This is a genomic window from Anoxybacillus dikiliensis (assembly GCF_050613275.1).
In the GTDB taxonomy this organism is placed as follows: Bacteria; Bacillota; Bacilli; order Bacillales; family Anoxybacillaceae; genus Anoxybacillus.
In genome coordinates, this window is sequence record NZ_CP187112.1 from 603701 (window position 1) to 627578 (window position 23878).

Sequence of the window (23878 nt, forward strand, 5' to 3'; positions counted from 1 at the left end):
AAGATGGTAACGATTATTCGCGAGACAATCGCAAACGTTCCTTGTTTGCACGTTGTAAAAGGTGATGATATTCATCATATGCGACCGCTTGTCATGTTTATTCATGGATTTACGAGCGCAAAAGAACATAATCTTCATTTCGGCTATTTGCTTGCCGAAGCCGGATATCGCGTCATTTTGCCGGATGCGCTGTATCATGGGGAACGTCCGAATCAGCTCTCTGACGATGAGCTTCATTTATCATTTTGGGATATTGTATTAACGACCATTCGCGAGCTAGATGATATAAAAAATGAACTCGTCGAACGAAAGCTTGTTGATCCGAATCGTATTGGCGTCGTTGGGACATCGATGGGAGGAATCGTGACGTTTGGGGCGTTAACGCAATATGAGTGGATTCGCGTCGCTGGTTCGCTCATGGGGAGTCCGTGCTATCGAACGTTTTTTGACTTGCAGCTGCAATTTGCCGAGCGAAAAGGCATGTCTTTGCCGCTGTCAAACGAGCAGCTCGCTGCGTTGCGCAACACATTAACAACATATGATTTATCGCTGCAGCCGGAAAAATTAAACGGCCGTCCCCTTTTCATTTGGCACGGAAAGCAAGATGATGTCGTCCCGTTTGATTATACATACGCGTTTTACAAACAAATTGAGCCGTTCCATCAACCGCTTATGATGCTTATTGATGAACATGCGGGACATAAAGTGACGCGTGAGGCATTTTTACAAACGGTTCAATGGTTTGTCACACATTTATAAAAATATGTGATGTCGATCACAAAAAAGAGAGGAGGGAGATGGTACAATCAAACATGAGGAGGAGATAGCATGGTCATTCCAAAACAGCATGGTGCATGGGCGATGTTAATCATCCCATTTTTATTCGGCATCGACATCGGCCAAGCGACGTGGCTTCATTTTCCGTTATTTGTCGCATGGTTTTTTCTTTATTTAGCCACATATATATGGACATTAATGATCAAAAAGCAAGCGACCGCTCGTCATAAACAATGGTTTGCCATATATATGTTTATCGCGCTCGTCTTTGTCGCGATTCCGCTTGCTTACGAGCCGACGCTTTTGTATTTCGGTTTAGCCATGATTCCGTTTTTTGTCGTAAATATGTATTTTGCGAAAAAGAAAAAAGAGCGCTCGTTTACAAACGATGTGGCGGCGATTATGAACTTTTCGCTCGGCGGTGTAGGAAGCTATTATCTCGGAACGGGAGCAATCGATGAAAAAGCGTTCTTTTTATTTGCTGCCTCCGTTTTCTTCTTCATCGGAAGCACATTTTATGTGAAAACGATGATTCGTGAAAAAAACAATCCGCGGTATAAATGGGCATCTTGGGTATTTCACATCGGGCTTATTGTCGCATGCATCGCCGCGCGACATGGCTGGTTGGCACTCGCTTACGTGCCGAGCGGCTTGCGTGCGATGTACTTTTATGGGAAAGCGATGTCAATTAAAAAAGTAGGGATTTATGAAATCGTCAACGCTGTTTATTTTGCACTTGTCATCGTTATGTTTTATTAGCGGTTGGGAGGAGAAAATTTCTCCTCTTTTTTATTAATAACTTTTTTCGATACTTACAAACAAATATCAAATGGCACATAAGCAAATGCTTGCTATGATTTTCAGAGATTTCTAAACCTTTACGAATTAATTCGTGTAACTATTCAGCCACATCATAAGGTGAGCTGAATATTTTTTGCTTTTCCTGTCTATGATGTGAATATTGATAGACAAGGAGGTGAATCGCATGTTGACGGTACAACAAGCTGTATTTACAGTTGAGGGCTTAATCGGCAAAGTTCAACAACAAAAACAGCTCATTCATCAACTCGTTCAAGAAAATGAACATTTGCGTCACGAAAACAAACAGCTACGCAAAGAAAATGAACAACTCAAGTATCGCGTTCAAGAGCTGGAAGCACGCACGAAAAAAAACAGCTCCAATAGCCATTTGCCCCCATCTTCTGACCGTTTTGCCAACACACGTTCTTCTCGTCAACCATCTGGCAACAAGCCAGGCGGACAAGAAGGACATCAAGGAACGACGCTCCGTCAAGTGGAACATCCACATCATCGTGTCGTCCACCGTGTGCATACGTGTCAAGGATGTGGGGCTTCTTTGCGTGAAGTCAAACCGTTCAAAGTCGATATCCGTCAAGTGTTTGATGTCCCTCCTGTGGCGATCGAGGTGACACAACATGAACGTGAAGTGAAATCATGTCCGCATTGTCGATGTGTTCAACAAGCCGAATTCCCATCACATGTCACGAATCATGTGCAATACGGTCCACGGCTCACGGCGCTCGCTGTTTATTTACATCATATCCAATTGATCCCTTACAAGCGTTTAAGTGATACAATCGAAGCGTTATATCAACACTCGATTAGTACAGGAACCCTTGCCAATATGGTGAAACGAGGACGCGAATCGCTGGAATCAAATATGGACATCATCGAAGACGCCTTACTTGAATCCAACATCTTGCATGTCGATGAAACGAGTTTGCGCATCAATGGGAAACTCGCATGGGTGCATGTCGCGTGTACATCGAGATATACATACTTGGCTTCTCACGCTTCTCGTGGAAAAAAAGCGACCGATGATATCGGGATTCTTCCCCGATATGAAGGGACGATGATGCACGATGCGTTCGGTACGTATCCGAAATACACACATGCCACCCATGCCCTTTGTCATGCCCACCATTTGCGTGAGTTAAAAGGATTCATCGAACAAGGGCATACGTGGGCGATGCGCATGACCACGTTTCTGTTAGCCGCCAAGCAAGCCGTCGAAGCGCATCACGGTGCACTTTCCGAAGAATAAGCGAAACGGTGGGAACGAGTGTATGATCGCATCCTAGAAAGAGCACAACACCGATTGGAAGCGAAGACGCCTCTTCCGAAAAAAGCACTCGCTTTTGTTCGACGCCTTCAAAAACGAAAGGAAGAAGCGCTGCGTTTCTTATGTGAAGTGCATGTTCCCTTTGACAATAACCAAGCCGAGCGAGATCTTCGCATGGTCAAAGTGAAAGAGAACATCTCGGGCACGTTTTGTGACGAAACATTCGCCCAGTCTTTTTGTATCACAAGAAGCATCGTTTCCACACTGACGAAACACGAAAAAAACGTGTGGGACTCGTTATGTCTTCTGTTGACGGGTGACACGCTTGATCGCGTTCTTTCTACCACTTAGGGCATTTTCTATTACGGGGATGCCCTATTTGTGTTGCGCATCTTTACATACTACTATCGGAGTGAATAGTTACTATTCATTTTACATTTGGGTCTATGTGAATCCAGAATCGAAAGAATTCCAAGTTAATTGAAATACAAATAGAAAAAAACATAACAAGAAAACAAGCTTCCCTTTATGTAAACTTGTCTTCTTGTATTATATTTTAATAGTTAATTTTTTTAAGATTACAGTCTACTAGACTTTGTATCCTGTAATGACAAACCTATAGTAGTTTCCACCATCCTCTTCAGGTATATTATCAATTAAATCCCTAATCAACTCATTATATTTTTTCCATGTGTCATACTTTATTTTTTTTTCTACAAAACTAAATTCTACTGTTGATTCGTAATTACTTAATTTTTTGTATTGTATATCATTTTGTAAATTTTTAAAAGATTTATTGATTTCCAACATTACTGTTTTGATAAGATCATCATAGTGATATTCAATAATATCTCCTTCAATTGATAAAAGATTTTTATATTTATTATTGCATTTATAATACCTCTCAATTATGTTTTTTTTTCTAACTTCTCTACTCACTTTTATCAAATCAAACTCTAAGAGCTTTTTTATAGGATAATACAAATTAGATGGTGGCTCATCTAGTCGTTCTGCGAGTTCTTTTATAGATAATTCATCATTATTCAAGTGATTTAATATCTTATGTGTCTTAGAATCAAATATTATTTTCCCTACATCCAAAGAATCATCTGTCATAGCTAACCCTCCTCATTCATTTAACCTATTAACATCTTAATTGTGTTGACAAATGAAATCAAACGTTATAAACTTCTTTTTACATTAAAAAATTTTTTAACGGTGGTGGTTATTTTGTTGAGTGTGCTAAAAAATAAAAATTTTCTGTTTTTATTTTGGGGTCGCTTTGTTACTAATATAGGTGATAGTATCTATAGTGTTGCATCTATGTGGTTAGTTTTTGAACTAACTAAAAGCTCATTTTATACCGGTATTGCAGGTGCATTAATATTATTACCTTCTATGTTTGAATTTCTTGTTGGTCCATTGGTTGATAAATGGAAGTTAAAATCAATAATGGTGTATACTCAGTTACTTCAAGCTATTCTTATCTCTCTAGTCCCCATTTCATATTTTCTAGGATTTTTGAACGTGTGGCTAGTAATTATTGTAATGTTCTTAGCTACATGTATTGAGCAAATTGTTTATCCGGCACAACAGTCTGCAATACCAAAAATTTTAGAAAATAAAGATCTTGTTTCCGGTAATTCATTAATGACATTTGCATATCAAGGAACGGACATTATTCTTATAGGTATTTCTGGATTGCTAATATCCTATTTAGGTGCAATTAATATATTTATAATTAATGTTTTCACTTTTATTGTGGCCTGTTTATTATTTAGAAGCTTAAAGCTTTCTCAAGCAGAGAAACAAAAAAAATTGGAAGAAAATACTTTCAAATTTAAAATTAATGAATATCTTAAAGAATTAAATTTAGGAAGAAAATTTATTATGAATTCGATTATTCCTAAAATAATTTTCCCTTTAGCTATTGTGAATTTCATATTTGGGATGATAACAGCTATTATGCCTGAATTCTCTCTTAATATAGGAGGAGAAAAGTACTATGGTTACTTTTTAGCGACTATGTCAATAGCAATGCTAGTGGGGGCACTTCTCTCGAATTTCTTTTCAAAATATCCTTTAGGTTTATTTACCATCATTGGTTTCTTGATATCTTCAGTTGCGTGGTTTCTTTCTTACTGGATACAATCTCCTGTCTTTACCGTTTTATTTTTTGGATTAGCGTTTATTCCAATTAGCTCTGTAAATATATTAATAACTTCTACATTGCAAGGATTAATTCCAGAAGACATGATAGGAAAGGTTTTCGCCTGGTATTCAAGTATCACAGCCTTGTTTGTGCCTATAGGATCATTCATTGGAGGAACATTGGCTAGCACTATAGGTATTGATAATATATACGGTTTGGGAAGTGTCGCGCTATTATCAATTTCCGTTTATTGGTTATCCTATCCTATAATGAGAAAAATACCTCAACAAATGAATATTAAGGCTGATGACTATGGTCTTTCAAATCAAAAAAATTTTCAGAAATACTAGACTTTTAAAAATAATTTGGTATAATAATAAATCCTGAATCCGTGATGGATTGACATCGACTTTGACTTTTTTGCTGGTTTTATGGATGCGTGATCCACTATTCCCTTTTTATGTTTAAAACAGATGTCATCTTCACTCTCAGAAATGAAATAAATATCTTTTTTAGGTATATAAACCAAAGAAAAAACAAAAAAGGACAGAGGGTTAGGATGAGTACAGAATTGCGAACAATCGTTCGTTATGCTCCTTCTCTCCATTTTATGTAAATGTTCAGAAGGGGCTCGCTATAGCCACTCCTTCGCGTCAGTTTCATCCAGATCTGTCGTGATCGGCGGACGAGTCGACCTGCCATCGTGATCACCGTCTGAATGATCGTCTTGATGCGGCGGCGTTTCACTTTATGATGTAATGGATGTCTCGGATCGCTTAATAGATCTTGTCCAATCAGACGAAGAAGGTTGTACACGAATGCTCCCATGACTAACACGAGCGCATTCGTTTTCATCTTCCCTGATGGAAGTCGCTCTAAATCTAAGTCGCTTTTCAGTTCGCTATGAAACTGTTCGCATGTCGCATGGTCATGATACAACGCGAGCACATCGCTCATTCGAACATGCTCGTATCCTTTGAGCCGCACCCAGTAGCTTTCGACTTCGTAATCAGGAACGAGCATCAGCTGTCCATTTCGTTCCATCGTTCGTTCCGTCACTTGGGTGACTTGAACGTACGTATACGTGTGTCCATCGATTGCTGCGGTCTGTGGAAGGCATAACTCATACGCTTGTACTCCTTCGGTTTGTCCATCATCGACGCGTCTGCCCTTTTGCGAAGCGATCTGGAACCAAAGCGCTTTCGATTCTCGGCGTAAGTTTCGCTTGATGACAAAGTCCACGTCTTCCTTTAGACATACGTGCACATTCGCTTCCGCATCGTTTCCTGCATCCATGCGGACAAGCAGACGAGACGAGGTCAGCGGACGAGCTCGACGGATGGCGGTAGTTAAAAACGAAGGCATGTTGTCTTGTACATGTTGTTTCCCTGGACGCAGCTCGGCATGAACGATATACCCTTCCTTCCCTGCGTACGCAAACAACGGCGTAAAACCGTCAAATCCTTTATACGTTCGACTCACTCCTTCTTTCTTCGTATCGGAGTTGTCAAATGGGGAAGCATCTATATCAAGGGGAAGCCATGTCGTTTTCCCTTTCGCCCAACAAGGGGACAAGGTAGCGTGTTGTCGAACCAACAGACGCATCGATTCCTCCCAAATGATGGTTTCGGTCATCGGAAGACAAGCGAGCTGATCGAGACGCTGTCGCAACGTTGGGGAGGAAGGTACGTGCCGAATGCCCATTGATGTCGAAAAGATATCGTCCTGACGATACGCTTCGATATGATCAAAATCCGTTTTTCCTGTGGCAAGCAAGCCGATCATCGAGCGAATGACGTCGCTATGGGAAATGTGCACATCTCGACGAACCGTTGGGAGCCGAAGGGCGTTTACTCGTTTATCCAGCTTCGTTTGGTGCAGTAAGTAGCCCACGAGAGCAAGCCCAGCACTTGGAGTAATCGCTTCATCTGTCAATACAAACCGAATCGGGAAATCTTTCATCGCATTCACCTACTTGATGAAGAGTCGTCAACGTCGTTTTCCCTTATCGTATCAACGGTTTGCATCCATTGTAAAGATGTTTTGTCACGGATTCAGGTTAATTAATAATGTGGAATATGATTCCATTACAAAAAGAGTATCTCTTGAAACTGAGTTATGTAAATGGCAGCAATCTGATTATGATGAAAGCAAAGATCCTGAAATGATTGATGGATTCATTGTTTTTGAAGATGTGACATACTTTGAAACAGATTGTGTTAAGGATTTTGATGCTGATGAAATATTAGAAGTTGTCCTTATTTCCAAAAACCAATCGTCTGAAAGAGCCAAAATAGTAACTGATGGAGTGAACATTATTATTATCGAAGCTGGCAATGTAGACTGGTATCCATTGTAATGGTGTGGCTCTTTTTCAAAGAGCTGCACCTAAAAAAACGTGTACAGGGTGTACAGTTGTATCAGTACAATCGGCATTCGACCTTAATGTCTGCTTACAGGCATATAAAAGATGAAAAATTCCGTTACTATATAAATTGAAATAAAGGTTTTCTCCCGTTCCACGGCGAATAAATACAAAGAGAAAATAGGGGAACGGAGAGAAAACTATGATGCCAAATCACAAAGACGAGATCGAAAAGTTGTCCACTGCCATGAAAGAAGCAAAAAGTAAACGAGCATATGAACGCTACCAAGCGATTTATCTTCATTTGCAGGGATATACCAAAGGAGAAATCGCAACGATTATTGGTCGATCCAAGAAAACTATTTATAACTATGTTCATGCCTACGCCCAGCGCGGTCTTGATGGACTGGAGATGAAATACTCACCTGGCGCCCCACGTCGATTGACCCCTGAGCAGGAAAAAGAGCTGGCTTTGATCATTGAACATCAGCTCCCCGTAGATGTGGGATTCGAAGCAAAATATAATTGGACGCTTGCGATAATCGCTGAACTCATTCAACAAAAGTGGGGGGCAACATACACGCTTCGCGGAACAAGTGACATTCTGCATCGGTTAGGGCTAAGCTATACGAAACCGACCTATACACTAGCCAATGCCGATGAAGAGAAACAAAAAGAATTCGTCGAAATCACCTTCCCTGAAGTAAAAAAAAACTGGTAGATGGGAACATCGCCCATGTCCTCTTTCAAGATGAGTCGATGATTCGTGATTACCAAGCGATTCAAAAAACATGGTTTGTCAAAGGAAAACAACGAATCATTCCGACGTTTGGAAAACATCAAGGGCTGAAGCTGATTGGCACGTTGAACGACGAAACAGGGGAAGTGTTTTGCATCGAAGAAGAACGCTATGACGCGGAAACATTTCTTCGATTTCTTCAACTTGTGTTAGAACGCTATCCCACAGGCAAAATAGTGATGATTTTAGATAACGCTCGAATTCACCATGCCAAACTCATTCAGCCATTTTTAAAAGAACACGAAGATCGGTTAGAGCTCGTCTTTTTGCCACCATACAGTCCGCAATTGAACTTGATTGAAGGGCTATGGAAATGGCTGAAATCAGACGTGATTTACAACGTGTTCTATTCGAGTGTGCAAGAAATTAGAAAGAATGTCCAAGCCTTTATTCAGCGAATCAACCAGAACAAACGATCGATCGTTTGTGTGTTCAGTTGTAAATCTTTAATTCAACTTATATAACTTGGCTAAAAGAAATAGATAGTATTGCGATTCAATCGTCATTAAAAAATCTTGCTGACGCTTATTCTCGCTTCTTTAAGAAGCAAAACAATAGACCACGTTTTAAGTCTAAGAAAAATCCTGTTCAGTCTTACACGACAAAGTATACAAATGGCAATATTGCTATTAATGGTAATAAAATCAAATTACCTAAACTTGGATGGATTCGTTTTGCAAAAAGTCGTGAAGTAGAAGGGCGTATCTTGTCTGCTACGATTAGACGAAATCCGAGCGGGAAATACTTTGTGTCCATTTTGGTTGAAACTGACGTGCAAGCGTTGCCTAAAACGGGTTCAGCCGTTGGCATCGATGTTGGGTTGAAGGAATTCGCCGTTCTTTCTGATGGAACAAAATACGTCAACCCGAAATGGCTTCGTAAGCTAGAAGAACAGCTAGCAAAAGCACAACGTATTCTTTCCAGACGAAAAAAAGGTGGCTCGAATTGGAATAAGCAACGAATAAAAGTTGCACGATTGCACGAAAAAATAACAAATGCACGACATGATTACTTGCACAAAATTTCCACCGAGATTGTCAAAAACCACGACATCATCGGGATGGAAGATTTGTCTGTAAGCCATATGCTAAAAAATCATAACCTTGCAAAAGCGATTCAAGAGGTATCTTGGTCAATGTTTAAAGCCATGATCGAATACAAAGCTAGATGGTACGGAAAACAAGTTGTCACCGTAGCAAAAAACTTTCCATCTAGTCAGCTTTGTTCGTGCTGTTACTATCAAAACAAAGACGTGAAACATCTTGCTTTGCGTGAATGGGAATGTCCTGTGTGCCATACTCATCACGACCGAGATGTGAACGCAAGTATCAATATTAAAAACGAAGCGATTAGGCTTCTTAACCGCAAGAACTGTGGGGATCGCCTACTAAATAACCGAAAAAACTTTCGGTGTTCGTAGGAATCCACTATGGCTTTAGCCTAGTGGTAGTTCAATTCATATTGCATATGTCAATGGGGCAACCTTCGCAACGAATTTCATCTTTTAAAAACTGCACATCGTGAATCGTTATTTTTCCTTTCTCGACAGAAATGATGCCGAGTTCTTTTAATTCTTTTAATAGACGGCTGACGACTTCGCGTGCGCTGCCGCAAAAGTTGGCAAGCTCTTGATTGGTCATCGGAACATTGATGAGGATGCCGTTTTCTGTTTGAACGCCGTAACTGTTTGCGAGGCGGATGAGCGTCGAATAGAGCGCTCCTTTTTTTCCGTGCAAAATTAAATCGCGTATTTTCGTTTGCATTCGTTGCAATTGCAAATGAACCCATTGCATAAACTGTAACGAAAACGCATGATCCGTCAACAGCTTTTCTTCAATTTGCTGTTTGTGAATGACAGCTAACGTTCCTCCTTCCATCATTTTTGCACTTACCGTACAGATGCACGTCAATTGAAACGGAACGATCTCCCCAAATGCATCTCCTTGCTCGCAAATGCGAAGCGATAGTTCGCGCCCTTCATCTGTCGTTTTGCTTAATTGTACTTTTCCTGCACATACAATATATAGCTCGTTTGCCGTCTCTCCTTCGCGAAATATATATTCTCCTTTTTGCATATCAATCATATGGTGAGGAAGGGAAAGAAGGTCGGATAAGGAGATCGGTTGAATAGCCATACAATAACCACCTTTTCTTGTTATCTAATTCCATTAAAAAGAAAAATACATATATGGTCAATAAATGAATGAGAAAAATGAAAAATATTTAAATATACATTTGATTTTATTTTTATGCAGTATTATAATGATAACTAAATTTACAACATATATAGAAAGTGGGGAACGGGGAAATGAAAGTCTCCATTATTGGAGCGACAGGCTACGGAGGGATTGAGCTCATTCGTTTATTGCAACATCATCCGTACATGCGCGTCGTTTCCGTTCATTCATCTTCACAAGCAGGTGTTTCGCTTCGTGATGTGTATCCGCATATGGAAAGTTCATTCGTTTTGCGCGATATTCGAATCGATGATGTTGAAGGCGATCTCGTTTTTTTAGCGACGCCGCCCGGTGTATCAAGCGAATGGACGCCGAAGTTGCTTGCGGCAGGGCATAAAGTCATTGATTTATCTGGAGACTTTCGTTTGCGTGACGGGAGCGTGTATGAGAAGTGGTATAAAAAACATGCGCCGAACGAAGAAGTGCTCAAACAGGCGGTATACGGTTTAACGGAATGGAATCGCGAGCACATTGCAAACGCCAGTTTAATCGCCAATCCCGGTTGCTATCCGACAGCGACGTTGCTCGGATTAGCACCGCTTGTCATTCAAAAATGGATCGTACCTCATTCGGTTATCGTTGATGCGAAATCAGGTGTGTCAGGTGCAGGACGTGGAGTGTCGCTTGGCGTTCATTTTGCGGAAACGAATGAAAACGTAAAAATATACAAAGTGAATACACATCAACATATTCCTGAAATTGAACAAATGTTATGCGACTGGAATGAACAAATGAAGCCGGTGACGTTTAGCACGCATTTAATTCCGATGACGCGCGGCATTATGGCGACGATATATGCCGAGGCAGCATGCATCGTATCGCTTGAAAGAATGATAGAGTTATATAAAGAAACGTATAAGCATTGCCCGTTCGTGCGCGTTCGGGAGGCAGGGTCTTTCCCATGCACGAAAGACGTGTACGGTTCGAACTATTGTGATATTGGGCTTGCTTATGATGAACGAACAAATCGCATGACTGTTGTGAGCGTAATTGATAATTTAGTCAAAGGGGCGGCAGGGCAAGCCGTTCAAAACGCCAATGTGATGATTGGATTAGAGGAACAAACCGGATTGACATCGATGCCGATGTATCCGTAAATGGGGTGGAGAATATGAAGTTGATCGAAGAAAAGGTGAAATATGTAGCAGACGGAACGATTGTCACGCCAAAAGGGTTTCAAGCAGCTGGTGTGCATGCAGGGTTACGTTATACGAAAAAAGATTTAGGGGTAATCGTTTGCGATGTGCCGGCATCGTGTGCCGCCGTTTATACGCAAAACGTGTTTCAAGCGGCACCGCTTCAAGTGACGAAACAAAGCATTGCAGTGGAACAAAAGCTTCAAGCCGTCATTGTCAACAGCGCATATGCGAACGCATGTACAGGGGAACAAGGGTTAAAAGACGCATACGAAATGCGAAAGTTGTGCGCGGAGGCGTTTAGTCTTCCAGAACATCTCGTTGCTGTTGCATCGACAGGAGTGATCGGTGAATGTTTACCGATGGAAAACATTCGCGCGAGCATTCCAAAATTGAAACCGACAGCGCAATTGGCTGGAGCGGTTGATTTTCAAACAGCCATTTTAACAACGGATCTCGTCATGAAAAAAACGTGTTATGAAACGGTGATCGACGGTCAAGTCGTGACGGTTGCGGGAGCAGCGAAAGGATCGGGAATGATTCATCCAAATATGGCGACGATGCTCGCTTTTATTACGACGGATGCAAACGTCCCGTCAGACGTATTGCAAGATGCGCTTCGTTCCATTACGAACGTGTCGTTTAATCAAATTACGGTCGATGGAGAAACGTCAACGAACGATATGGTCATCGTCATGGCGAGCGGGTTAGCTGGCAACGAACCGCTTTCTCCGCAACATCGAGATTGGGCAAACTTTTATGAAGCGCTCCGTCAAACGTGTGAACATTTAGCGAAACAAATTGCTCGCGACGGAGAAGGGGCAACGAAACTCATTGAAGCGCGCGTCAAAGGAGCGAGAACGGACGAAGAAGCAAAATGGGCCGCGAAACATATTGTCGGTTCCAACTTAGTGAAAACAGCAGTGTATGGGGCGGACGCAAACTGGGGGCGCATTATTGGGGCGATTGGACATAGCGGAGCATTCATAAACCCGGATTGTGTAGACGTATGGATCGGTTCGATTCAAATGTTAAAACAAAGTCAACCGGTGCCATTTTCGGAAGAAGAAGCGAAAGCCGCTTTAATGGAAGACGTCGTCGTGATTACAGTCGATTTGCATATCGGTGATGGAGAAGGAATTGCGTGGGGCTGTGATTTAACGTACGACTACATTAAAATTAATGCGAGTTATCGCACGTAAGGGGGAGTTTGTGTGATTGTGATCAAATGCGGCGGCAGCGTACTTCACGAGTTATCCCCATCATTTTTTACGAGCGTGCAACAATTAAGAAACAGCGGGCTTGATGTTGTCATCGTGCATGGCGGAGGACCAGATATTGGACAGTTGTTGCATGCGCTTAACATTCCGTCTGAATTTGTAAACGGATTGCGAAAAACGACAAAAGACGTGTTAGACGTTGTCGAAATGGTGTTAAACGGAAAAGTGAACAAAACGCTCGTTTCGCTGTTACAAGCAAATGGCATTCGTTCCGTCGGTTTGTCCGGTGTCGACGATCGCTTGTTACAAGCGAAACCAATCGACGTACAGACGCTCGGCTATGTGGGGGAAGTTGTACACGTCCATGCAAACATTGTGCATACGTTGTTGCGTCACGGATATGTGCCCGTCATTGCACCGATCGGAATGGATGAGCATGGCCAAACGTATAACGTTAACGCAGATACAGCAGCGGCGGCGGTGGCGCAGGCGCTTTCAGCTGATAAACTCGTTTTTGTAACGGATGTGGCTGGCATTTTAAACGATGGAGAAGTTGTCAAAGAAGCAACCGCCCATATGATCGAAGCGATGATCGAAAATGGAACGATTTCAGGGGGAATGATTCCGAAAGTGAAAGCGGCTCTTCATGCGCTCAAATCAGTTAACGAAGTTGCTATTGTGAGCGGAAAAGTTCCATTTTATAAAGAAGGAACGTGGCATGGAACGATGATGAAGAAAGAGGTGTACGTATGATTTTCCCAACGTATCAACGGTTTCCGATTACGGTTGCCAAAGCGGAAGGAACGAAACTCATCGCAACGGACGGAAAACAATATCTTGATTTTGTCGCAGGCATTGCGGTATGTAATCTCGGTCATCGCCACCCGGATGTTCAGCAGGCGCTTGGGGTGCAGCTAAACGAAGTATGGCACGTGTCTAATTTATTTCATCTCCCCATTCAAGAAGAAGTCGCTTCTCTTCTTGTACAACATTCCGTTGGCGATGCGGTGTTTTTTTGCAATAGCGGAGCGGAAGCGAACGAAGCGGCAATCAAGCTTGCACGCAAACATACGGGACGTTTTAAAATCATTACGTGCGAACAGTCGTTTCACGGTCGAACGTTTGCGACGATGACAGCGACGGGGCAAGCGAAAATTCACGATGGATTCGGCCCGTTGTTGCCGACGTTTACGTATGTGCCGTTTAACGATATCGATGCACTTGAAAGGGAAATGGATGAAACGGTGGCCGCTGTCATGGTGGAAGTGGTGCAAGGCGAAGGCGGTGTTGTTGTCGGAGAAAAGTCGTTTTTACAGGCAGCCGAGCAGCTTTGCCAAACGTACGGAGCATTGTTGATCGTCGATGAAGTGCAAACAGGCATCGGACGAACAGGCACGTTGTTTGCTTATGAGCAGTTTCATCTTTCCCCAGATATCATTACCGTCGCAAAAGGATTAGGAAGCGGGTTTCCGGTCGGGGCGATGATCGGAAAGAAACATGTCGTGCCGACGTTTAGCGCCGGAGTGCACGGCTCAACGTTTGGCGGAAACGCTTTGGCGATGGCAGCAGCGAAAGCGACGCTTCACGTCGTGACACAACCGTCATTTTTACGGGAAGTACAAGAAAAAGGAACATATTTTAAGCAAAAATTAGTTGAACAGTTAAAAGACGTTCAAATCGTGCAAGATGTGCGCGGTTTAGGGTTGATGATCGGCATCGCATGCAGTGAACCAGTTGCGAATATATTGCCGCATATTCATGAGCGTGGGCTTCTTGCTTTAGCAGCGGGACCGAACGTCATTCGTTTATTGCCACCGCTCATCGTGACGAAAGAGGAGCTTGACGAAGCGATAAATATATTACAAGAAGCGTTAACGTCGTATGAACGCGATTTTTTATACGTATAAATGAATAAAAATTCTTTCGGTTTAATAAACATTCGTTTGGGGTGTGAACATGGAGGCGTATTTACATTTGCAAAACGGCAAAACGTTTGCTGGGAAACTAGAAACGGCGTGGATGGGGGATATTGCGGGAGAAGTTGTTTTTTTTACAGGGATGACAGGGTATCAAGAAGTGTTGACTGATCCATCGTATAAAAACCAAATCATCGTTTTTACGTATCCGCTTATTGGAAATTACGGGATTAACGAAGTCGATTTTGAAAGCAAACAGCCGCACGTAAAGGCGGTCATCGTTTATGAAGCGGAGGAGGCAGGGTATCATTACGAAGCGGCGTACAGCTTGAAACAATATTTAGAAAAATGGAACGTTCCGCTTCTCACTCATGTCGATACGCGAGCTGTCGTGAAACAAATTCGTGAACATGGGGCGATGCCTGCGGTTATTTCAACGAGCCGGCGGGCGGTCGTACACGTAGAAGAACAAGCACCTGTTCCGCTCGTGAGCACATCGGACATACAAACGTACGGAAACGGTCATATGCACGTTGTTTTGTTTGATTTCGGATATAAAAAGTCCATCGTTCATTCGTTAATGGCGTACGGATGTCGCGTGACGGTCGTTCCGTACAATACGACGTTACAAACGGTCGAACAACTTGAGCCAGATGGGGTGTTATTATCGAACGGACCGGGAGACCCGAAACAATTGCATCGTTATTTGCCAAATATTTTGACGGTCATCGAACGGTATCCAACGCTTGCGATTTGTCTTGGGCATCAGCTCGTTTCGCTTGCTTACGGCGGGGATACGGAAAAATTGCCGTTCGGGCATCGTGGAGCAAATCAGCCGGTATATGATGCGAAAAAGAAAAAAGTGTTTATGACTTCGCAAAACCATGGCTATGTTGTGAAGGCGGAAAGTTTAGCGCATACGCCGCTTTCCATTCGTTTTATTAACGTCAATGACGGTTCTGTGGAAGGTGTCGTCCATGAAACGAAGCCGATTTTATGTGTGCAATATCATCCGGAGGCGCATCCTGGACCAAACGATACGCAATTTATTTTTGCTGAATTTGTTGACATGATGAAAGCAGCAAGAAAGGAGAAAGTATATGCCTAAAGATGTAACGCTTCGTTCGATTCTTGTGATCGGTTCAGGTCCGATCGTCATCGGGCAAGCGGCAGAGTTTGATTATTCGGGAACGCAAGGTTGCTTAGCATTAAAAGAAGAAGGATACCGCGTCATTTTAGCAAACAACAACCCAGCGACAATTATGACGGATGAAGTACATGCGGATGCAGTATATTTTGAGCCGCTGACGGTAGAAAGTATGGAAAAAATTATCGCAAAAGAGCGACCCGATGGGCTATTAGCAACGCTTGGCGGACAGACGGGGTTGAATTTAGCGTTCGCTTTACATGAACAAGGTATTTTACAAAAGTATAACGTCCGCTTGCTCGGTACACCGATCGAATCGATTAAACGTGGCGAAGACCGTGAAGCGTTTCGGGCGTTAATGTATGAATTAAACGAGCCGGTGCCAGAAAGTGAAATTGTAACAACGGTAGAAGAAGCGGTGCAGTTTGCTGAGCAAATCGGGTTTCCGATTATCGTTCGCCCGGCATATACGCTCGGGGGAACGGGTGGCGGCATCGCACAGACGATGGAGGAGCTTGTCGACATCGTCACAAAAGGATTGCAAGAAAGCCCGATCACGCAATGTTTAGTCGAACGGAGTGTCGCGGGATTTAAAGAAATTGAGTATGAAGTGATGCGCGACTATACGAATACGTGCATTACGATTTGTAATATGGAAAATATTGATCCGGTTGGCATTCATACCGGTGATTCGATTGTCGTTGCTCCGTCGCAAACGTTGACAGATGTCGAATATCATATGTTGCGCTCAGCTGCCATTAAAATTATTTCCGCGCTCGGTGTTGTCGGAGGATGCAATATTCAATTTGCGCTCGATCCAAAAAGTAAAAAGTATTATTTAATTGAAGTGAATCCGCGCGTCAGCCGATCATCCGCCCTTGCATCAAAAGCGACAGGTTATCCGATCGCAAGAATGGCGGCAAAATTAGCGGTCGGTTATACGCTTGCGGAACTAGTGAATCCAGTGACAGGGCATACGTATGCGAGCTTTGAACCTGCACTCGATTATGTTGTCGTGAAATTCCCGCGCTTTCCGTTTGACAAATTTTCGTTTGCCGATCGCCGCCTCGGCACGCAAATGAAAGCGACAGGAGAAGTGATGGCGATCGATCGTAATTTTGAACGGGCGTTACAAAAGGCGCTTCATTCGCTTGAGTTAGATCATATCGGTTTATATTCTCCAGCGCTTGCGAAACAGCCGACGAAGGTGTTAGTAGATATCGTCAAAATGGGAGACGATCGCCGCTTTTTCGCTATACTCGAGCTGCTTCGCCGCGGTATAGCGACAGAACAAATATATGAATGGACGAAAATGGACTTATATTTTTTAAATCGTTTTGCTCAGCTTATTGCGCTTGAACAACAAGCGAAAGAAACGACGCTTCATTCGATTGATGAACAAACGTTTCGTACGCTAAAAGAAAAAGGATTTTCCGATGCGTATTTAGCTTATATATGGAACGTGGATGAAAAAGATGTGCGAGAAAAAAGAAAAGCATATGGCATCGTTCCATCTTATAAAATGGTCGATACGTGTGCCGCTGAATTTTCGGCTGAAACGTCGTATTATTATTCGACATATTTTGGCGAAAGTGAAATACAAACGAGCGATCAGCCGAAAATACTTATTCTCGGCTCAGGTCCGATTCGCATTGGGCAAGGGGTTGAATTTGACTATAGCTCGGTTCATTGCGTATACGCTCTGCAACAAGCGGGATATGAAGCCATTTTAATGAACAATAACCCAGAAACCGTAAGCACCGACTTTACCGTTGCGGATCGTTTATATTTTGAGCCGCTCACGGTAGAAGATGTGTTAAATGTCGTGGAAGCGGAAAACGTCGAAGCGGTCATCGTGCAGTTTGGCGGTCAAACGGCCATTAACTTAGCGAATAAGCTTGAATCGTACGGCGTGTCAATCATCGGCATGAATAGTGAGATCATTGACCAACTAGAAGATCGGGAACGTTTTTATGCGCTCCTTCAGTCGCTTGACATTCCACATGTGAAAGGAACGACGGCAAATGACAAAGCGGAATTAATAGAAAAAGTAGAACGTATCGGTTATCCCCTTTTGCTTCGTCCATCGTACGTCATTGGTGGACGTGGAATGCATATCGTTTATGATGATCAACAGCTTGCTTCACTTATACAACAAGAAATGGTATATCCGGTGTTAATTGATGAATATGTACGCGCAAAAGAAGGAGAGCTTGATGCCATTTGTGACGGACATGACGTGTTCGTTCCGACAATTATTGAACATGTTGAAAAAACAGGTGTCCACTCTGGCGATAGTTATGCGTTATTGCCTGCTCAATCGTTTACGGAAGAAGAAAAAGCGAAAATGATCGATTATACGAAGCGAATAACAAATAAACTTCATTTCAAAGGGTTAATGAACGTGCAGTTTATCGTGCAAGATGGGGAAGTGTACGTCTTAGAAGTCAACCCGCGCGCAAGCCGCACCGTTCCGATCGTCAGTAAAGTGACGGGTGTGCCGATGGTTCAACTCGCAACAAACGTATTGCTTGGGAAATATTTGTCGGAAGACGTCAAACAATCGGTTTCTATCCCATATGTTGTCTTAAAGTATCCGGTGTTTTCGACATATAAGTTGCCGGGTGTCGATCCGCTTGTCGGTCCGGAAATGAAGTCGACAGGGGAAGGAATTAGCATTGCAAAAACGGTGCAAGAAGCGGCATATAAAGCGTTTTATCCATATATCGTAAAGAAAAAAGAAGCGTATGAAATATATGTCGATGCACCAGCTGAGGCGAAAGCGTTGGGCGAGCAAGCAAAACAACAAGGGTTAACGATCATAACAGATGAGCCGTTCGAACAATGGATCGAGAAAAAAGAAGCGCTTGCCTTTGTAAGCTTTATGCGTGATGAACAAAGTGCATGGCGAAGAAAACAGGCGCTCGCTCGTCATATGCTCGTATTGACGGAGGAAGAAACGGCGCGTTTGTTTTTCCAAGCGTTGTCGACAAAACATTTTTCCGTTTGTTCGATTCAAGATTGGTTAAAAAATTTACGTGAAGTGGTGAGAAAATGAATATGACAGCAACGATTCAATTAAAAGGGAAAGATTTTTTAACGTTAGCGGACTATTCGAAGGAAGAAATTGAATATTTACTTTATTTAGCACTTGAATTAAAAGAAAAGCAACAAAACGGCGAACGATACACGCCGCTAAGCGGCAAAACGTTGGCGATGATTTTTGAAAAGCCGTCAACGAGAACGCGCGTCTCATTTGAAGTCGGCATGGTGCAATTAGGGGGGCATGCACTTCATTTAAGCAGCCGCGATTTGCAAATTGGACGTGGAGAAACGATTGCAGATACGGCGCGCGTATTATCGGAATATGTCGATGCAATTATGATTCGCACATTCGAGCATGAAAAAGTAGAGGAGCTTGCCCATTATGCAACGATCCCTGTCATTAATGGGTTGACTGATGACGACCATCCGTGCCAAGCGCTTGCCGACCTATTGACGATTTATGAGGTGAAAGGAAAACTTCAAGGGCTGAAGCTTGCCTACATTGGTGACGGAAACAATATGGCGCATGCGTTAATGTTAGCTACGGCAAAAGTCGGCATGCATTGTGCAGTCGCTTCACCGAAAGGATATGAACCGAAAGAAGCGGTCGTCAACGAAGCGAAAAACATCGCAAACGAAAGCGGTGCAACGATTGTTGTAACAAACGATCCGTATGAGGCGATAGCGGATGCAGACGTTGTATACACGGACGTATGGGCAAGCATGGGGCAAGAGGCGGAGGCGAACGAACGGATGCACATCTTTGCGCCGTTTCAAGTGAATGAAACGCTCGTCCAACAAGCGAAAAGCGATTTTATGTTTTTACATTGCTTGCCCGCTCACCGCGGCGAAGAAGTGACAGAAGGTGTGATTGATGGAGTGCGTTCATACATTTTCCAACAAGCCGGAAACCGCCTTCACGCACAAAAAGCATTGCTCGTTTCGTTGCTGTAATTTGTAGTGTTTGCCGTTATTTCTCATCATCGTTTCGTCGGGGAGAGGATATATTATAAAATGAGCAAATGATGAGGAGGGATACGGATGGGACAAAGCCGGCATTTTCGCCCCGGGCAAAAAGCGCCAAACAACGGGATATATATTGAAATAGGTGAGACAGGCGATCAAGTGAAAAATCCAAAAAAATTAAAACTAAAAGCAGGTGACCGTTTCCCTGAAACGTCGAATCATAACCGTATATGGACGTACTTTCCAAAACCGTAGGCCATCCTTGCATAAGGGTGGCTTTCTCGTTATAATACGTAATAGATAAAGGTCAAAAAAAGTCAAAGTCAAAGGGGTGAGCGCGATGAATATGCAACAAATGACGGAAAAAGTGCAAGAGGCGTTTATGCGAGCGCAATCGTTAGCAACAGAGAAACAACATCAAGAAGTGGACGTTGAACACGTTTGTGTAGCGCTTTTCGAACAAGAAGATGGGCTTGCACGGCGCATTTATGAAAAAATGTCTGTTCCCGTTTCAAGTTTGTTAGATGAATGGAACAAACAGCTCAACAAAAAACCGCAAGTGATTTCCAGTTCGGAAGCCGGAAAAATATATGTCACGAGCCGTTTGCAACAATGGCTTGTTCGGGCGGAACAAGAAGCGAAACAAATGAAAGATGAATATATATCCGTTGAGCACTTGTTGCTTGCGCTCGTTGACGACAAAGAAGCGAAACATATATTGTCACGCCATGGGGTCGAGCGAGAAAAGCTATTGCAAACGATTATGGAAATAAGGGGGAATCAACGCGTGGTTAGTCCAAATCCGGAAGCGACATATGAAGCTTTGCAAAAATACGGCCGCGATTTAGTGGCGGAAGTGAAAGCTGGAAAAATTGATCCAGTCATCGGCCGCGATAGCGAAATTCGCCGCGTCATTCGCATTTTATCGCGCAAAACGAAAAACAATCCTGTTTTAATTGGAGAGCCGGGCGTTGGAAAAACGGCGATCGTTGAAGGGCTCGCCCAACGTATCGTGCGCAAAGATGTGCCAGAAGGGTTAAAAGATAAAACGATTTTTGCGCTAGATATGAGTGCCCTTATTGCAGGGGCAAAGTTTCGCGGAGAGTTTGAGGAACGGTTGAAAGCGGTATTAAATGAAGTGAAAAAAAGCGAAGGAAGAATCATTTTATTTATTGACGAGCTACATACGATCGTCGGCGCGGGACGGACGGATGGGGCGCTTGATGCAGGCAATATGTTAAAGCCGATGCTTGCGCGCGGAGAATTGCATTGCATTGGGGCAACGACGCTTGATGAATATCGCCAATACATTGAAAAAGACCCCGCGCTCGAACGCCGTTTCCAACAAGTGCTCGTTCAAGAGCCGACGGTCGAAGATACGATTTCGATTTTGCGAGGCTTAAAAGAGCGGTTCGAAATTCATCACGGCGTGAACATCCATGACGGTGCGCTCGTTGCGGCGGCAACGTTGTCGGATCGTTACATTTCTGATCGCTTTTTGCCTGATAAAGCGATTGACCTTGTTGACGAAGCGTGCGCGATGATTCGTACCGAAATCGATTCGATGCCGACAGAGTTAGATGAAGTGATGCGAAAAATGATGCAGCTTGAAATCGAAGAAGCGGCGTTGAAAAAAGAGCAAGATGAAGCGAGCAAACAGCGCTTGCAAGCGTTGTCGCAAGAGCTTGCAAATTTGCGCGAAAAAGCAAATGCGATGAAAGCGCAATGGGAGAAAGAAAAAGAAGCGATTCAACACGTTCGCGCGTTGCGTGAGCAGTTAGAAAAAGCGAAGCGCGAGTTAGAAGAAGCGGAAAACAATTACGATTTAAATAAAGCGGCAGAATTGCGCCACGGACGCATTCCGCAACTCGAAAAACAATTAAAACAGCTAGAAGAAACGGAAAAAGAGCGACGTTTGTTGCGCGAGGAAGTGACGGAAGAAGAAATTGCGGCAATCGTATCCAAATGGACGGGCATTCCGATGACAAAACTTGTTGAAGGCGAACGTGAAAAGTTGTTGCGGTTAACCGACATTTTACATGAGCGCGTCATCGGACAAGACGAGGCGGTGGAACTTGTGAGCGATGCGGTGTTGCGCGCACGCGCAGGCATGAAAGATCCGAATCGTCCGATTGGTTCATTTCTTTTCCTCGGTCCGACTGGTGTCGGAAAAACAGAATTGGCGAAGGCATTAGCGGAAGCGCTTTTCGATAGCGAAGAACAGATTATTCGCATCGATATGTCGGAATATATGGAAAAACACGCCGTTTCTCGTTTAATCGGGGCGCCTCCAGGATACGTTGGCTATGAAGAAGGTGGACAGCTGACGGAAGCGGTGCGCAGAAAGCCGTATGCTGTCATTTTGCTTGATGAAATCGAAAAAGCGCATCCAGAAGTGTTTAACATTTTACTGCAAATGTTAGATGACGGTCGCATGACGGATTCGCAAGGAAGAACGGTCGATTTTAAAAATACGGTCGTCATTATGACGTCAAATATTGGCTCGCATACGTTGTTAGAAGCGGTCGATGCGCACGGAGACATAAACGAAGAAGCGCGTGAACAAGTGTTGAAACAATTGCGAGCGCATTTTAGACCAGAGTTTTTAAACCGGGTGGACGATATTGTACTATTTAAACCGCTAACCGCACGCGAAGTGAAAAGCATTGTGGATAAGTTTATGAAACAATTAGAGGAGCGATTAGCAGAGCGGCATATGACGGTCACGTTAACGGACGAAGCAAAAACGTATATTGCGACGCACGGGTTTGATCCGATATACGGCGCCCGTCCGCTCAAACGGTTTATTCAAAAACATATTGAAACGAAGCTTGCGCGTGAAATCATTGCCGGACGTATTGGAGATTACAGCACCGTTACAATCGATATCGAAGGCGACGAATTCGTCGTAAAAAAAGGATAAACGGACGTATGCCGTTTATCCTTTTTTAATGATGCACAGGGTCGTTCGGAATGAGTTGGGCGATCAATAAAATGAGAACGGTTGCAATGACGGCGAGCGTCGTGCCTGTTTCGAAATGGTACGCAACGCCGATCATCGAGCTGACGACGTATGTCACCATATTTACTAATAAAAACGTCCAGAAAAACGTCCAAAAAATACGCATGTAACTCCCTCCTTTACGCTCTTTTTTTATCTTAACATAAATGGTGAATAGACGAAAATGAAAAATTGCAACGCCTAGTACACGCAAAAGAAAATCGCATACGATATATTGTACAATGATGTGCGTAAGGTGGACGATGATGACAGAGAAGCAACGATTTTTCCAATTTAGCGAGCAATGGTGTGCGATTCATATTCCAGATCGGCCAAACGGATTTGGTTTACTTATTTTAGGAGACGTCTCTCACTTCGTCGATGAAAAAACGAGCTTATGGATGCAACATGTTGGGAAAAATAGGCTGTTAAACGATTTGTTACAACATGGGTATACGATTTTCTACTCGCATTTGTACGGGGCGAATTGGGGAAGTCCGAAAGCGGTGAAATTAGCGAAACAGCTCATTTATTATGTGCTGAAAACAGAAATTTTAAATGAGCGCATTTATGTGTTGGCAGAAGGAATGGGGGCTCTTGTCGCCTTGCAGTTGATGAACGATTTACGCGATCAAATACGGGCAATTGCCCTATTAAATCCTTGTTTACATTTACAGGCGCAACTCCAACATGAAAAAGAGCATAAATTTTTTTATAAGCGGATGTTGCGTCAATTAAAGCAAGCGTACGGAACAACGGAAGAGGAATTGGACATTCCTCCGCTTTCTGCACCGATTGTGCCGATAAAAATTTGGCAAGTGTCAGGAGTGAATCCATATCCTCCAACGCTTCATGCAAGAGCGTATGCGCAAACGTTTGGCGTGCCTGTTTCATATCATTTGCCTGAAAAAACATATACGTTTGCGCAAGCCATTCATGCGTTTTATGAACAATATAGCGATGTATAGTCCCCATACCCGTGGGGATTTTTTCTTTACCGATAGGAAAGGAAGCAAGTAAAATAAAAAATGAGA

18 protein-coding genes and 4 pseudogenes are annotated in these 23878 nt (G+C 43.1%); 18 read left to right on the forward strand and 4 right to left on the reverse strand.

All coding sequences use genetic code 11. The annotated features are described in order from the left end of the window. Positions 1–3 precede the first annotated feature (3 nt). The 3 genes and pseudogenes from ACPF7I_RS03250 to tnpC all read left to right on the forward strand — a co-directional run bounded on the left by ACPF7I_RS03250 (position 4) and on the right by tnpC (position 3211). Positions 4–759: an alpha/beta fold hydrolase gene (locus tag ACPF7I_RS03250; protein ID WP_430744857.1), complete on the forward strand. Its 756-nt coding sequence runs from the start codon at positions 4–6 to the stop codon at positions 757–759. Between the two features lie 69 nt (positions 760–828). After that, on the forward strand, positions 829–1536 hold the full coding sequence (locus ACPF7I_RS03255; protein ID WP_430744855.1) for a YwiC-like family protein: 708 nt from the start codon (positions 829–831) through the stop codon (positions 1534–1536). A 226-nt stretch (positions 1537–1762) separates the two neighbouring features. Then, positions 1763–3211, forward strand: a pseudogene (tnpC, locus tag ACPF7I_RS03260) (IS66 family transposase). 237 nt (positions 3212–3448) lie between these two features. Here the strand turns inward: tnpC and ACPF7I_RS03265 are convergent. Continuing rightward, the gene (locus ACPF7I_RS03265; RefSeq protein WP_091705257.1) at positions 3449–3976 is read right to left on the reverse strand and encodes a winged helix-turn-helix domain-containing protein; all 528 of its coding nucleotides are present in this window, start codon (positions 3974–3976) and stop codon (positions 3449–3451) included. A 123-nt stretch (positions 3977–4099) separates the two neighbouring features. Between ACPF7I_RS03265 and ACPF7I_RS03270 the strand changes: the two genes are divergently transcribed. Further along, the gene (locus ACPF7I_RS03270; RefSeq protein ID WP_244149319.1) at positions 4100–5362 is read left to right on the forward strand and encodes an MFS transporter; all 1263 of its coding nucleotides are present in this window, start codon (positions 4100–4102) and stop codon (positions 5360–5362) included. Positions 5363–5600: 238 nt separating this feature from the next. Here the strand turns inward: ACPF7I_RS03270 and ACPF7I_RS03275 are convergent, their stop codons facing one another. Continuing rightward, a complete protein-coding gene (locus ACPF7I_RS03275; protein WP_430744853.1) occupies positions 5601–6974 on the reverse strand; it encodes an IS1380 family transposase in 1374 nt (457 codons plus the stop codon). A 109-nt stretch (positions 6975–7083) separates the two neighbouring features. Here ACPF7I_RS03275 and ACPF7I_RS03280 point away from each other — a divergent pair, with 109 nt between their 5' ends. From ACPF7I_RS03280 to tnpB, 4 genes and pseudogenes are all read left to right on the forward strand, one after another. Then, on the forward strand, positions 7084–7371 hold the full coding sequence (locus ACPF7I_RS03280) for a hypothetical protein (RefSeq protein ID WP_430744851.1): 288 nt from the start codon (positions 7084–7086) through the stop codon (positions 7369–7371). Positions 7372–7424: 53 nt separating this feature from the next. Beyond that, a pseudogene (locus ACPF7I_RS03285) lies at positions 7425–7505 on the forward strand (hypothetical protein); the annotation flags it as partial. A gap of 74 nt (positions 7506–7579) precedes the next feature. Then, a pseudogene (locus tag ACPF7I_RS03290) lies at positions 7580–8618 on the forward strand (IS630 family transposase). Between the two features lie 18 nt (positions 8619–8636). Next, positions 8637–9567: pseudogene (gene tnpB / locus ACPF7I_RS03295) on the forward strand (IS200/IS605 family element RNA-guided endonuclease TnpB); the annotation flags it as partial. A gap of 60 nt (positions 9568–9627) precedes the next feature. On the opposite strand, the gene ACPF7I_RS03300 reads toward tnpB, so the two are convergent. After that, positions 9628–10311, reverse strand: a complete 684-nt coding sequence (locus ACPF7I_RS03300; RefSeq protein WP_430744850.1) for a Crp/Fnr family transcriptional regulator — start codon at positions 10309–10311, stop codon at positions 9628–9630. A gap of 173 nt (positions 10312–10484) precedes the next feature. Between ACPF7I_RS03300 and argC the strand changes: the two genes are divergently transcribed. The 9 genes from argC (at position 10485) to clpB (ending at position 22766) form a co-directional block, all read left to right on the forward strand. After that, entirely contained in the window at positions 10485–11510 is a 1026-nt protein-coding gene (gene argC, locus ACPF7I_RS03305) for an N-acetyl-gamma-glutamyl-phosphate reductase (RefSeq protein WP_430744848.1), read from the forward strand. Positions 11511–11524: 14 nt separating this feature from the next. Continuing rightward, positions 11525–12751, forward strand: coding sequence for a bifunctional ornithine acetyltransferase/N-acetylglutamate synthase (argJ, locus tag ACPF7I_RS03310; protein ID WP_430744847.1), 1227 nt, complete (start codon positions 11525–11527; stop codon positions 12749–12751). Positions 12752–12763: 12 nt separating this feature from the next. Continuing rightward, positions 12764–13522 carry an acetylglutamate kinase gene (argB, locus tag ACPF7I_RS03315; protein WP_430744845.1) on the forward strand — a complete coding sequence of 253 codons (759 nt, stop codon included), beginning with the start codon at positions 12764–12766 and terminating at the stop codon, positions 13520–13522. Next, entirely contained in the window at positions 13519–14676 is a 1158-nt protein-coding gene (locus ACPF7I_RS03320) for an acetylornithine transaminase (RefSeq protein WP_430745985.1), read from the forward strand. The genes argB and ACPF7I_RS03320 overlap by 4 nt, the downstream gene beginning before the upstream one ends. 49 nt (positions 14677–14725) lie before the next feature. After that, positions 14726–15793 carry a carbamoyl phosphate synthase small subunit gene (locus ACPF7I_RS03325; protein WP_430744843.1) on the forward strand — a complete coding sequence of 356 codons (1068 nt, stop codon included), beginning with the start codon at positions 14726–14728 and terminating at the stop codon, positions 15791–15793. Then, the gene (locus ACPF7I_RS03330; RefSeq protein WP_430744842.1) at positions 15786–18890 is read left to right on the forward strand and encodes a carbamoyl phosphate synthase large subunit; all 3105 of its coding nucleotides are present in this window, start codon (positions 15786–15788) and stop codon (positions 18888–18890) included. Before ACPF7I_RS03325 ends, ACPF7I_RS03330 begins: the two co-directional genes overlap by 8 nt. After that, positions 18887–19831, forward strand: coding sequence for an ornithine carbamoyltransferase (gene argF / locus ACPF7I_RS03335; protein WP_430744838.1), 945 nt, complete (start codon positions 18887–18889; stop codon positions 19829–19831). The genes ACPF7I_RS03330 and argF overlap by 4 nt, the downstream gene beginning before the upstream one ends. A gap of 87 nt (positions 19832–19918) precedes the next feature. Then, positions 19919–20098, forward strand: coding sequence for a YjzC family protein (locus tag ACPF7I_RS03340; RefSeq protein ID WP_003395421.1), 180 nt, complete (start codon positions 19919–19921; stop codon positions 20096–20098). Between the two features lie 85 nt (positions 20099–20183). After that, positions 20184–22766 carry an ATP-dependent chaperone ClpB gene (clpB, locus tag ACPF7I_RS03345; protein WP_430744836.1) on the forward strand — a complete coding sequence of 861 codons (2583 nt, stop codon included), beginning with the start codon at positions 20184–20186 and terminating at the stop codon, positions 22764–22766. A 25-nt stretch (positions 22767–22791) separates the two neighbouring features. Here clpB and ACPF7I_RS03350 read toward each other — a convergent pair whose 3' ends face one another. Further along, positions 22792–22971, reverse strand: coding sequence for a YjzD family protein (locus ACPF7I_RS03350; protein ID WP_219985546.1), 180 nt, complete (start codon positions 22969–22971; stop codon positions 22792–22794). Positions 22972–23110: 139 nt separating this feature from the next. Between ACPF7I_RS03350 and ACPF7I_RS03355 the strand changes: the two genes are divergently transcribed. Beyond that, a complete protein-coding gene (locus ACPF7I_RS03355; RefSeq protein ID WP_430745984.1) occupies positions 23111–23812 on the forward strand; it encodes a hypothetical protein in 702 nt (233 codons plus the stop codon). Positions 23813–23878: the final 66 nt, after the last annotated feature.

Excerpts from the sequence above, each read along its gene's own strand:
- ACPF7I_RS03250 (WP_430744857.1), top strand. The coding sequence starts at position 4 with ATGGTAACGATTATTCGCGAGACAATCGCAAACGTTCCTTGTTTGCAC.
- ACPF7I_RS03255 (WP_430744855.1), top strand. The coding sequence starts at position 829 with ATGGTCATTCCAAAACAGCATGGTGCATGGGCGATGTTAATCATCCCA.
- ACPF7I_RS03265 (WP_091705257.1), bottom strand. The coding sequence starts at position 3,976 with ATGACAGATGATTCTTTGGATGTAGGGAAAATAATATTTGATTCTAAG.
- ACPF7I_RS03275 (WP_430744853.1), bottom strand. The coding sequence starts at position 6,974 with ATGAAAGATTTCCCGATTCGGTTTGTATTGACAGATGAAGCGATTACT.
- ACPF7I_RS03300 (WP_430744850.1), bottom strand. The coding sequence starts at position 10,311 with ATGGCTATTCAACCGATCTCCTTATCCGACCTTCTTTCCCTTCCTCAC.
- argC (WP_430744848.1), top strand. The coding sequence starts at position 10,485 with ATGAAAGTCTCCATTATTGGAGCGACAGGCTACGGAGGGATTGAGCTC.
- argJ (WP_430744847.1), top strand. The coding sequence starts at position 11,525 with ATGAAGTTGATCGAAGAAAAGGTGAAATATGTAGCAGACGGAACGATT.
- ACPF7I_RS03320 (WP_430745985.1), top strand. The coding sequence starts at position 13,519 with ATGATTTTCCCAACGTATCAACGGTTTCCGATTACGGTTGCCAAAGCG.
- ACPF7I_RS03325 (WP_430744843.1), top strand. The coding sequence starts at position 14,726 with ATGGAGGCGTATTTACATTTGCAAAACGGCAAAACGTTTGCTGGGAAA.
- ACPF7I_RS03330 (WP_430744842.1), top strand. The coding sequence starts at position 15,786 with ATGCCTAAAGATGTAACGCTTCGTTCGATTCTTGTGATCGGTTCAGGT.
- argF (WP_430744838.1), top strand. The coding sequence starts at position 18,887 with ATGAATATGACAGCAACGATTCAATTAAAAGGGAAAGATTTTTTAACG.
- ACPF7I_RS03340 (WP_003395421.1), top strand. The coding sequence starts at position 19,919 with ATGGGACAAAGCCGGCATTTTCGCCCCGGGCAAAAAGCGCCAAACAAC.
- clpB (WP_430744836.1), top strand. The coding sequence starts at position 20,184 with ATGAATATGCAACAAATGACGGAAAAAGTGCAAGAGGCGTTTATGCGA.
- ACPF7I_RS03350 (WP_219985546.1), bottom strand. The coding sequence starts at position 22,971 with ATGCGTATTTTTTGGACGTTTTTCTGGACGTTTTTATTAGTAAATATG.
- ACPF7I_RS03355 (WP_430745984.1), top strand. The coding sequence starts at position 23,111 with ATGACAGAGAAGCAACGATTTTTCCAATTTAGCGAGCAATGGTGTGCG.